Here is a 10320-nt window from a genome sequence, read left to right as displayed (position 1 = left end):
GCGATGGGCTTCAAGTTCCAGTTCATCACGCTGGCCGGCTTCCACGCCCTGAACTACTCGATGTTCGATCTGGCCTACGGCTACGCCCGCAACCAGATGAGCGCCTACGTCGAGCTGCAGGAGCGCGAGTTCGACGCCGAGGAGCGGGGCTACACCGCGACGAAGCACCAGCGCGAGGTCGGCGCCGGCTACTTCGACCGGATCGCCACCACGGTGGACCCGAACTCGTCGACGACGGCTCTTTCCGGTTCGACCGAAGAGGGTCAGTTCCACTGACGATCAAGCGGGCGTAGTCCGCGATGAGGAAGTGGAACCGAAGGCAGGAGCCACTGACCGACAGCCCCTAACGGTTGACATCAGGCCCCGTCCTTATATTGGGCGGGGCCTGATGCATGTGGTGAGGAGAATTTGGTGAGCATTGAACGGGTAGGTGTCGTCGGCGCCGGACAGATGGGGTCGGGCATCGCCGAAGTGTCGGCGAAGGCCGGCGCGAACGTCGTCGTCTTCGAGCCGACCGAGGAACTGGTCAACGCCGGCCGCGACCGCATCACCGGATCGCTCGAGCGTGCGGCTGCCAAGGGCAAGCTGTCCGAAGGCGATCGCGACGCCGCGCTTGGCAGGCTGACGTTCACGACGAACCTCGCGGATTTATGCGACCGTCAGCTCGTGATCGAGGCGGTCGTCGAGGACGCGACGGTCAAGGGCAAGATCTTCGCCCAGCTCGACGAGCTCATCACCGATCCCGATGCGGTGCTGGCGTCGAACACCTCCAGCATCCCCATCATGAAAATCGCTGCGGCAACGAAGAATCCGAGCCGCGTGCTCGGTCTGCACTTCTTCAACCCGGTCCCGGTGCTGCCGCTCGTCGAGCTCGTCAACACGCTCGTCACCTCCGACGCCGCAATCGCGCGCACCGAGAAGTTCGCGAACGATGTGCTGGGCAAGCAGGTGGTGCGGTGCGGTGACCGGTCCGGCTTCGTCGTCAACGCACTGCTGGTGCCGTACCTGCTGTCGGCGATCCGGATGGCCGAAGCCGGCGTCGCGACCGTCGAGGACATCGACACCGCCGTCGTGGCCGGGCTGTCGCATCCCATGGGACCGCTGCGGCTGTCTGACCTCATCGGTCTCGACACGATGAAGCTGATCGCGGACTCGATGTACGACGAGTACAAGGACGCACACTATGCGCCCCCGCCGCTGCTGTTACGCATGGTCGAGGCGGGTCAACTCGGCAAGAAGTCGGGCCAAGGTTTCTACAAGTACTGAGCCAGCGGCCCCCGTACGCGCCGTAAAATCCCCACTCGGTCGTATCGCAGCTGCCGCGCGCTCACCCGCACGATGATCCATCGTTGTGCGGCAAGGTATTCCAGTCGCTCGATGTCGTCGGCGTGCTGCCCTGGGTTTGTCCAGTGTTGCTCGCCGTCGTACTCGACGCCGACCTTCCATTCGGGCCAGCCCATGTCAACCCGGCGGCGACCTACTCTGATTTGGGTGACAGGCCGAGGCAGGCCGTCGCGCACCAACAGCAGACGCAACTCGGTTTCCTTCGGGGACTCGGCGCCACCGTCGGCAAGATCCAGAGCCTTGCGTAGTGAACGCATGCCGCGGGCACCGGGGTAGCGGTCGGCGATGCGTTCGACCTCCTCGACCGTGCATCTCGTGGCGTTTAGCAGCGCATCGATACGCACGATTGCCGTGTCGCCTGACATGCGTCGGCCGATGTCGTACGCGGTTCTTGCGGAAGTTGTGCAGAAGATGCTCTGTCTCAAGCAGATCTCGTCGTCGGCGATGGTGCCGCGGTGAATAAGGATGCCGGGCGGCGCCGGTTGGCGTGCATATGCAATCTCGGCCGGGGCATCGTCGGGTAGCCATTGCGTGCCGTGCATCGCCGCAGCCGAGTGTCCGACCAGCGTGGCCGTGCGGCGCGACCACAGCCATGCGGCCCTGGCCCTGTCAACTGCATTTAGTTCGAGGCCCTTGCGGGCGTAGACGTTGTAATGAACCTTGATGTATCTGGTGCGCAATGTCTGGCGCGTCACCATGCCCGCTGCAAGTGCCTCACTGGCCACGATGAGATCGTCCACACAGATTAGGTGTTGCGGGGCCTCTATCGGTTCCCGAGAGTGCGGAATATGGTGAGAAATCGGCCGAAAGTCGTCAAGTATCGTACGCTCGGCGGCGTCCGAACCCTTTAGACCTGTGTGAGCCGCTTCTTCTCCGCCTTGACGTCGAAATCCGGTGGCGGCCAAGACATGTTGAGAGTCTTCAAAGCCTCGATCAGCAACTCGGTGATCGCCAACCGGCTGTACCACTTCTTGTCGCACGGGATGATGTACCACGGCGCGTAGTCCGTCGACGTGCGGTCAAGCATCGCCTGATAGGCCTGTTCGTACTGCGGCCACAGCTTTCGCTCGTCGATGTCGCCCGGGTTGTACTTCCAGTACTTGTCGGGGCGTTCCAGGCGTTCGGCCAACCGCTTTCTCTGCTCATTGAGCGAGACGAACATGGCTACTTTGACGAGAGTCGTTCCGCTGTCAACGAGTTCACGCTCGAACTCGTTGATCTCATCGTAGCGAGGCTCCCACACCTCCGGCGGGACGAGGTTGTGGACTCGGACGATCAGAACGTCCTCATAGTGCGAGCGATCGAATACACCGATGTGTCCTGCTGGTGGCAGCGCATTGCGGATACGCCACAGGTAGTGGTGCGCCAACTCCTCTTCGGTGGGCTTTCCGAAGCTGTGGTATCGGATACCTTGCGGATTCCCTGCTCCCACAACATGTTTGACGATGCCACCTTTTCCCGCGGTGTCCATACCCTGCAGTACGAGCAGCACGGATCGGGTGTCACCCGCTTCTGACCTGCTGTTGGCGTACAGCATCTCCTGTAGCTCCGCGAAGCGCAGATTGCGCTCGTCCTGCAGCACTTCGGCGTCTTTCTTGGACCCGTTGAAACCGGGCGTGCTGTTCGTCTTGATGTCGGCGACTTCGTCTCCAGCCGAGAACGCCAAGTGCACATGGGGTTCGTGCGACCACAGCGACGGTAGTTCGTCGTTCTCGCTCATCGGTCAAGTCTTATCATCGCTCGATCAACCGTGGAGGCACGATCGGTGACGGATGCGGCTGCTCGCGGAATTTCTCCAGCGAACCGCCGACCTCGACGATGCCGCACAGTGCGCTCCAGGACAGCATCGTCAGGTAGTCGATCAGTTCGTCGGCGGTCATCCGCGGATTCGACATCCACGAGTGCGTGGCCAGCTGGACCCCACCGACGGTGTGGTAGGCCCAGGGTTCGACGCCGCGGGTATCCATGCCGTATTCCGCCATGCGGCGGCGCAGCATGACCGCAAGCATCCGCGCGATGATCTGTTCGGAGTCCGCGACCGCCTTGCTCTTGCTGGCCGAGTTGTTGGCCATGACGAACTGATACGGCTCCGGCTCGGCGGCCACCGTCTCGACGTAGACGCGGATGATCTCGCGGGTGAGGTCGTAGCCGTCCAGATTCGACGACAGCGCCGCGGCCATGTTGGGGATCAGCGTGGTCTGCGCGAACCGCATCATCACCGCGGTCGTCAGGTCGTTCTTGTCGACGAAGTAGCGGTACAGAACGGTCTTCGACACCCCGATTTCGGCAGCGATCTCGTCCATGCTGACGTTGCTGCCGCGCCGCCGGATGGCCTCCAGCGTGCCGTCTACCAGTTCGTTGCGGCGCTCCACCTTGTGTTGGTGCCAGCGCCGTTTTCGGCCATCGGTCTTGACCGCCACCGCCGAGGTCTGCTGTGCCACTGTCCCCGTGATCCGTTCCCTAGTTCCTCTTGATACTACGGCCGATCTTGGTTCGGGGGCTTGCGGGACAGGCCCTGACCCCGTAGTAGCGGATGATGGGGGAGTGGCACACAGACCGAACGTCGGCGGGCGCGCCATGACGGCCCCGCCGCGGGCCAGTTTCGCTGAGTCGCTGGCCGGGGCTGACTCCGCCGCGGATGCGCAGCGCCTCCGCGCGCTGCGGCGGATGAAGGTCGTCGCGCTGAGCTTCCTGGTCGGTGCCACCGTCGTCTTTCTTCTCTGCACATGGGCGCAGTCCAACGGTGCTGCAGCCTGGGTCGGTTACGTCCGCGCGGCTGCCGAGGCCGGCATGGTCGGTGCGCTCGCCGACTGGTTCGCTGTCACGGCGCTGTTCAAGCACCCGCTGGGCATTCCGATCCCGCACACGGCGATCATCAAGCGCAAGAAAGACCAGCTCGGTGAGGGTCTTGGCGCCTTCGTGCGGGAGAACTTCATGTCTCCACATGTGGTGGAGACGAAGCTGCGTGATGCACAGGTCGCGGGACGGCTTGGCAAGTGGCTGTCGGAGCCGGCGCACGCCCAGCGGGTCGCGGCCGAAACCTCCACCGTGTTGCGCGTGCTCGTGGAGATGCTGCGCGATGAGGATGTGCAGCACGTGCTGGACCGCATGATCGTCAAGCGGATCGCCGAGCCGCAGTGGGGCCCGCCGATCGGGCGTGTGCTGGCCTCGCTACTGGCAGAAGGCCGCCAGGAAGCGCTGATCCAGCTCCTCGCCGACAGGGCGTTTCAATGGTCGCTCAATGCCGGCGACATCATCGAGCGTGTTGTCGAACGCGACTCGCCCACCTGGTCACCGCGCTGGGTGGACCATCTCGTCGGCGACCGCATCCACCGCGAGCTGATGGACTTCACCGACAAGGTGCGCCGCAACCCCGATCACGAATTGCGCCGCTCGGCAACGAGATTCCTCTTCGAATTCGCCGACGACCTCCAGCATGACGACGCGACGATTCAGCGCGCCGAGAACGTCAAAGAGCAGATCATGGCCCGCGACGAGGTCACCCGGGCGGCTGAGACGGCCTGGGCCGCCGCCAAGCGAATTCTCTTCGAATCGGTCGATGATCCGTCGTCGGCATTGCGTACCCGGATCGCCGACTCGGTGGTCGTCATCGGTGAGTCGCTGCGAGACGACGCTGAGCTGCGCGACAAGGTCGACAGCTGGATCATCCGCGCGGCCCAACACCTGGTCTCCGAATACGGGGTGGAGATCACAGCGATCATCACCGAGACCATCGAGCGATGGGACGCCGACGAGGCCAGTCGCCGCATCGAGTTGCACGTGGGCCGCGACCTGCAATTCATCCGCATTAACGGCACCGTCGTGGGCTCGCTGGCCGGCCTGATTATCTATTCGATAGCTCAACTACTCTTCTGACCTGCGCTAACTAGTGCTTGCAAAAGTTAGCACCCCGTCGTACGGTTGATTGCGTCGCACTTGAGTCAATCCAACTGGATACCCGACGCAATCGAGGGGGCCACACAATGCCACAGGATGAAAATCTTGCCGCCGTCGTGTCCAACGCTGCACAGGACATCGGCACTTTCATCAGGACGCAACGTGAGGCAGCGCAGGTATCCGTGCGGCAGTTGGCCGAGAAGGCCGGCGTCAGTAATCCCTACCTCAGCCAGATCGAGCGGGGATTGCGGAAACCCTCCGCCGACGTGCTGCAACAGATCGCCAAGGCGCTGCGGGTGTCCGCGGAAGTGCTCTACGTGCGGGCCGGGATCTTGGAGCCCAGCGAGGCGAGCGAAGTCCGCGACGCCATCATCACCGACACGGCGATCACGGAGCGGCAAAAGCAGGTGCTGCTCGAGATCTACACGTCGTTTTGCCAACAGAACGAATCAGAAGCCGCAGGTATCCAAAGAGGTGAGGAGCCGACGACTGACTGAGACCAGATCAACCGCTCACTAGAAGTCCAACCAAATCATCTGAAAGGAATACACACATGGCACAACAGAAGAACCAGCCGAACATTGACGTTGACGACCTGAAGGCTCCGCTGCTCGCCGCCGTGGGTGCCGCCGACCTGGCCCTGGAGCGGGTCAACGAGATCGTCGCCACCCTCCGCGAGCGCGCCGGCGAGGCCCGCACCGACACCCAGGCCCGTGTCGAGGAGAGCCGCGCCCGCCTGACCAAGTTGCAGGAAGACCTGCCGAGCCAGTTCGGTGAGCTGCGCGAGCGGCTGTCCTCCGACGAGCTGCGCAAGTTCGCCGAGACCTACGCCGAGGCCGCGCAGAGCACCTACAACAAGCTCATCGAGCGCGGCGAGGTTGCGCTCGAGCGTTTGCGCAACGCGCCGGCGCTTGAAGAGGGCCGCGAGCGCGTCGAGAGCTACCGCGAGCTGACCGAGGAGGCGCTGGGCAACGTCGCGCAGCAGACCCGCGCGGTCGGTGAGCGCGCCGCCAAGCTGGTTGGCGTCGAGCTGCCGAAGAAGGCCCCGGCGAAGAAGGCCGCTGCCAAGAAGGCTCCCGCGAAGAAGGCTGCTGTCAAGAAGGCCCCGGCCAAGAAGGCTCCGGCCAAGAAGGTCACCCAGAAGTAAATATTCGGCGCCGGTCGTCCGTCAGGGCGACTCAATGTCGACCAGGGGACGTAACCCGCTTAGGCTAGCTATGTGGAGCTTCAAGGCCTTGTGGGTTACGTCCTCTTTGCTTTGCAGATGGCGGTGGTGGCGACGGCTGTCTATGCCTTCGTGCACGCCGCGCTGCAGCGGCCCGACGCGTACACCGCCGCTGACAAGCTGACCAAGCCGGTCTGGCTGGTCATTCTCGGTATCGGTGTGCTGTTGGCCTTGGTGCTCGGCATCACCGGCGTAGCGATCGCGGCGGTAGCCACGGGTGTCTATCTCGTCGACGTGCGGCCGAAGATCCTGGAAATCCAAGGCAAGTCCCGATAGTCGCGAGATGACGAGACTGCGTGTTGCCGTCGCCGCTGCGATGGTCGTTGTCGCTGTGCCGCTTGGGCTGGCGCCCGCCGCAACGGCCGCGCCCGTTGTGCCGGACCCGCCGTATGTCGACCACGTCCAGTGGGCGAAATGGGGCGACATGTCGAGCCTGCGCGTGTACCCGACCGAGGCCGCGCGCGTGGCGGCGAGCCAGCCGGGCACCGATGCGCAAGCGAACGAAGCCTGGACCGAAGTGCTGACGCTCTCGCCCGACGCAGACATCGCCGGGATGAAGTCACAGTTCCTGTGCCACTGGCATTTCGCCGAACTCGTCGAGCCGGGCAAGGTCAGCTGGAATCTGGAACCGTGGCGTAACGAGGTCTCCGACGAGGAGATGATCGCGGCGGGCTGCAACCCCGGCGGCACCGTCGAACCGTTCTAGTGCGCACATACAGCCGCGACGAGGTGGCCGAACTCGTCGACCACACGCTGCTCAAACCCGAAGCGACAGAAGTCGATGTCGCGATCCTGGCGTCCGAAGCCGCCGAACTCGACGTGTTCGCAATATGCGTATCGCCGTCGATGGTCCCCGCCGCGAAACGGGCGCGCTCACTGGGGCAGGCGATCTGCTCAGTGGTGGGATTCCCGTCAGGAAAACATCTTTCGGCTATCAAGGCCGAAGAAGCGAGGCTTGCAGTCGCGGCCGGAGCCGAAGAGATCGATATGGTCATCGACGTCGGTGCTGCGCTTTACGGTGATTTCGAGGCCGTTCGAGTCGACGTCACGGCCGTGCGGGCCGCCATCGGAGAGCGCGTGATCCTCAAGGTCATCGTGGAATCGGCCGCCCTGCTGGCATTCGGTGACGAGCAGACGCTGGTGAACGCCTGCCGCGCCGCGGCCGATGCCGGCGCCGATTTCGTCAAGACCTCCACGGGTTTTCATCCCAGCGGCGGTGCGTCGGTCCGCGCCGTCGAGATCATGGCGGCCGCCGTCCGACCGCGGCTGGAAGTCAAGGCCAGCGGGGGCATCCGCACCGCGAGTGACGCGGTGGCGATGCTCAACGCCGGCGCTACGCGGCTCGGGCTTTCGGGTACCCGCGCCGTGCTCGATGGGCTGTGACATTATTGACGCCATATTGACGCCATTGAAATTTGCTAGATTTGTTCGCTGACTCTGCGTATGATCGGCCGGGTCGCTGCCTTATGTAGGTGGTGAGACACAGATGGGACTAGAAAATGACGTCAGTTAGCCATTTGCCGCGGCGCCTCTCCGCTGTTGCCGGCATCGGGGCCATCATCGCAATGGGCACGATCGCCGCTTGCGCGAAGGAAGAGAAAGCGCCTCCGACCACAACGACGACCACGACCACGACAACGACGACCACGACGTCGCCGTCAGCGCCGCCGGTGGCGCCGACCGAAAAGAGCATCAACCCCACCGGTGGCAACCTGTTCACGCCGACGGTCTATGCGCCCCCGGCGCCGACAGAACCTCCAGGCGTCCACCGCAACGGCGGCGGCGGCGGATAGGACTGCATCATGGATTCACGTCGATTGAGTCGTCTCGGGGCCGTTTGCGGCGTTGCCGCGATCGTTGCGATGGGCGGGCTGACCGCGGCTTGTGGCGGTGGTGAGAAAAAGGCGCCCGAAACGACGCCGGCAACGACCACCGCCACTACGACACCCACGACGTCAGCGGCCGGTGCGCCTCCGGCGCCGACCGAAAAGAGCATCAACCCGACGGGCGGCAACCTGTTCACGCCGCCGGTTCAGGCGACGCCGGCGCCGAACGTGCCACCGGGACAGCATCCCGGTATCAACGGGACTCCCTAGAGTCGCGCTCGATCAGAGCCCGACGAAGCAGGGGTCCTGCTGTCCCTTCGGGATCGACGCATTTTGCGTCGAAAATTGGCTCACCACACCGGAATCGGTGACCTGCACGCTGTCGGCGTGGATGCCCATCGGGTAGTTCTTCGTCAGCTGTGTGGTGAACGCGTCCAGCGCAGGCTGCACCGTCTCGCGCGGCAATGTGAAGCCCAGTCCGGTCAATTCGGTTATCTGCAGAGAGATTCCGTTGTCGACGACCGCGGGCTTCGCGGTGATGCTGCCGAGCGCCCCCTGCAGCTCGATCGTGCCTGCTGACGGATTGGTGGAGACGCCCGTCACGAACGCGCCGATGAGCGGAATGGCGTCGTGGATGGTCTGCTTGATGCCCTCGGAACTCCACGTGATGTTGGCGCGCAACGATCCCACCGACCCGCTGGTCGTGGGGGTGTCGGTCAGCCGGACGTCTTTGATGTCGATGTCGACCTTCATGCCCTTGGCCTGACGGATCTGGTTGCCTGCGGTCTGCACGGTGATGTTGGTGTAGTCGCCGTTCATGTGTTGCCACAAGAATGGTGGCACGGCGCCGAAGGACACCTTGGCGTCGTCCTGGACGACACACGAGACGACCCTGCTGACCACCTCGTCGGCGCGGCTACGCGCATACAGCTCGCCGCCCAGCAGACCCGCTAGCACCAGCGCGATGACGATGACAACGACCAGAATGATCGACAGCGGATCGCGGAAGAGGTTCGTGGCCTTCGTAAGCAGCGAGTCCTTCTGCTCCGGCGGCGCAGGCGGTAGCGGTACGCCCTGGCCGCCCGGGGGCGGACTCGGCGGGGACTGTGGCTGCGGTGGGACAGGCGGGGCCTGATTGGCCGGGCGAGCCCAGGGATCGGTCACCCCAGCGATTGTGCCTTACCGACGTGAGCCGATACTGCGCGGTTGCGTAACACCGCGATCGTCTCTCGGGTCTTGGCCGCCGCGTCGAGATCGAGATCGGTAACCAGCAGCTGCGGTTGTGCGCCCGCGGACGTCACGACCTCACCCACTGGCGAGGCGACCAGGCTGCCACCCACTCCCGTTGGCCCTGACGCGGCGATCTCGTCGCCCGGGTGTGCCTGATCGACCGCCGCGACGAAACCCGTCGTGTCGATCGCGCGGGCGCGGGCCAGCAGCGTCCACTGTTCCAGCTTCCCCGGTCCTCCGCCCCACGACGCGTGCACGGTGATCAGCTGCGCGCCACGCTGTGCCAGGTCGACGTAGAGCTCGGGGAAGCGGATGTCGTAGCACAGGGTCAGGCCGACGCCCACTCCGCCGACCGTGATCACCACCGGTTCGCGGCCCGGTGCGACCATCTTCGACTCGGCGAACCCGAACGCGTCGTAGAGATAGATCTTGTCGTAGTGCGCCTCGACGCCGGGCCCGGTCGCGATCAGTGTGTTGGTCACCCGTCCGTCGTCGGCCGGACGGAACATGCCCGCGACGACGACGATGCCTGCCTGCTCGGCGATCGCCCGAACACCCGACGCCCAAGCCCCGTCGAGCGGCTCGGCGATCGGCGCGAGCGGCACCCCGAACCGGCACATCGTGCCCTCCGGGAACAGCACCAGCTGTGCGCCCGCGTCGGCGGCACGCCGCGTGTAGTCCTCCACCAGTCCGAGGTTGGCTGAAGGTTCTGTGCCGCTTTGGATCTGGGCGAGGGCAATCCGCATGCCCGTCAGCCTACTGGCGCCACGGTGGAGCAGGGAGCCCCGACGGGGGAGA

13 protein-coding genes and 2 pseudogenes are annotated in these 10320 nt (G+C 64.4%); 10 read left to right on the top strand and 5 right to left on the bottom strand.

Annotation, left to right across the window (positions count from 1 at the left end):
* Positions 1-276: pseudogene (locus VJV41_RS28585) on the top strand (isocitrate lyase); the annotation flags it as partial.
* A gap of 135 nt (positions 277-411) precedes the next feature.
* Positions 412-1266: a 3-hydroxybutyryl-CoA dehydrogenase gene (locus VJV41_RS28580; protein WP_325339565.1), complete on the top strand. Its 855-nt coding sequence runs from the start codon at positions 412-414 to the stop codon at positions 1264-1266.
* Here the strand turns inward: VJV41_RS28580 and VJV41_RS28575 are convergent.
* The 3 genes from VJV41_RS28575 to VJV41_RS28565 all read right to left on the bottom strand — a co-directional run bounded on the left by VJV41_RS28575 (position 1254) and on the right by VJV41_RS28565 (position 3785).
* Positions 1254-2084 (bottom strand): hypothetical protein, encoded by an 831-nt coding sequence (locus tag VJV41_RS28575; RefSeq protein ID WP_325339563.1) that lies wholly within the window; start codon positions 2082-2084, stop codon positions 1254-1256. The genes VJV41_RS28580 and VJV41_RS28575 overlap by 13 nt on opposite strands.
* 107 nt (positions 2085-2191) lie before the next feature.
* Positions 2192-3064, bottom strand: coding sequence for a polyphosphate kinase 2 family protein (locus VJV41_RS28570; protein ID WP_325339562.1), 873 nt, complete (start codon positions 3062-3064; stop codon positions 2192-2194).
* A 13-nt stretch (positions 3065-3077) separates the two neighbouring features.
* Positions 3078-3785 carry a TetR/AcrR family transcriptional regulator gene (locus VJV41_RS28565; RefSeq protein WP_325339560.1) on the bottom strand — a complete coding sequence of 236 codons (708 nt, stop codon included), beginning with the start codon at positions 3783-3785 and terminating at the stop codon, positions 3078-3080.
* A 136-nt stretch (positions 3786-3921) separates the two neighbouring features.
* Between VJV41_RS28565 and VJV41_RS28560 the strand changes: the two genes are divergently transcribed.
* The 8 genes and pseudogenes from VJV41_RS28560 (at position 3922) to VJV41_RS28525 (ending at position 8562) form a co-directional block, all read left to right on the top strand.
* Positions 3922-5220, top strand: coding sequence for a DUF445 domain-containing protein (locus tag VJV41_RS28560; RefSeq protein WP_325339567.1), 1299 nt, complete (start codon positions 3922-3924; stop codon positions 5218-5220).
* Between the two features lie 107 nt (positions 5221-5327).
* On the top strand, positions 5328-5738 hold the full coding sequence (locus VJV41_RS28555; protein WP_325339558.1) for a helix-turn-helix transcriptional regulator: 411 nt from the start codon (positions 5328-5330) through the stop codon (positions 5736-5738).
* A 518-nt stretch (positions 5739-6256) separates the two neighbouring features.
* A pseudogene (locus VJV41_RS28550) lies at positions 6257-6370 on the top strand (hypothetical protein); the annotation flags it as partial.
* Between the two features lie 90 nt (positions 6371-6460).
* The gene (locus VJV41_RS28545; RefSeq protein WP_325339557.1) at positions 6461-6742 is read left to right on the top strand and encodes a DUF2516 family protein; all 282 of its coding nucleotides are present in this window, start codon (positions 6461-6463) and stop codon (positions 6740-6742) included.
* A gap of 7 nt (positions 6743-6749) precedes the next feature.
* Entirely contained in the window at positions 6750-7172 is a 423-nt protein-coding gene (locus VJV41_RS28540) for a DUF2599 domain-containing protein (RefSeq protein WP_325339555.1), read from the top strand.
* Entirely contained in the window at positions 7172-7849 is a 678-nt protein-coding gene (gene deoC / locus VJV41_RS28535; RefSeq protein ID WP_325339554.1) for a deoxyribose-phosphate aldolase, read from the top strand. Before VJV41_RS28540 ends, deoC begins: the two co-directional genes overlap by 1 nt.
* A gap of 116 nt (positions 7850-7965) precedes the next feature.
* The gene (locus tag VJV41_RS28530; RefSeq protein WP_325339552.1) at positions 7966-8259 is read left to right on the top strand and encodes a hypothetical protein; all 294 of its coding nucleotides are present in this window, start codon (positions 7966-7968) and stop codon (positions 8257-8259) included.
* A 9-nt stretch (positions 8260-8268) separates the two neighbouring features.
* Positions 8269-8562 carry a hypothetical protein gene (locus tag VJV41_RS28525; protein WP_325339550.1) on the top strand — a complete coding sequence of 98 codons (294 nt, stop codon included), beginning with the start codon at positions 8269-8271 and terminating at the stop codon, positions 8560-8562.
* 12 nt (positions 8563-8574) lie between these two features.
* Here the strand turns inward: VJV41_RS28525 and VJV41_RS28520 are convergent, their stop codons facing one another.
* Positions 8575-9456 (bottom strand): DUF2993 domain-containing protein, encoded by an 882-nt coding sequence (locus tag VJV41_RS28520; protein ID WP_325339548.1) that lies wholly within the window; start codon positions 9454-9456, stop codon positions 8575-8577.
* Complete coding sequence (locus VJV41_RS28515; RefSeq protein ID WP_325339546.1) at positions 9453-10268, bottom strand: carbon-nitrogen hydrolase family protein; 816 nt, start codon at positions 10266-10268, stop codon at positions 9453-9455. Before VJV41_RS28515 ends, VJV41_RS28520 begins: the two co-directional genes overlap by 4 nt.
* Positions 10269-10320: the final 52 nt, after the last annotated feature.

The organism is Mycobacterium sp., from assembly GCF_035274705.1.
Taxonomy (GTDB): Bacteria; Actinomycetota; Actinomycetes; order Mycobacteriales; family Mycobacteriaceae; genus Mycobacterium.
The sequence above is the reverse complement of the archived record's forward strand: the minus strand, read 5'-3'. Positions and strand labels throughout refer to the sequence as shown.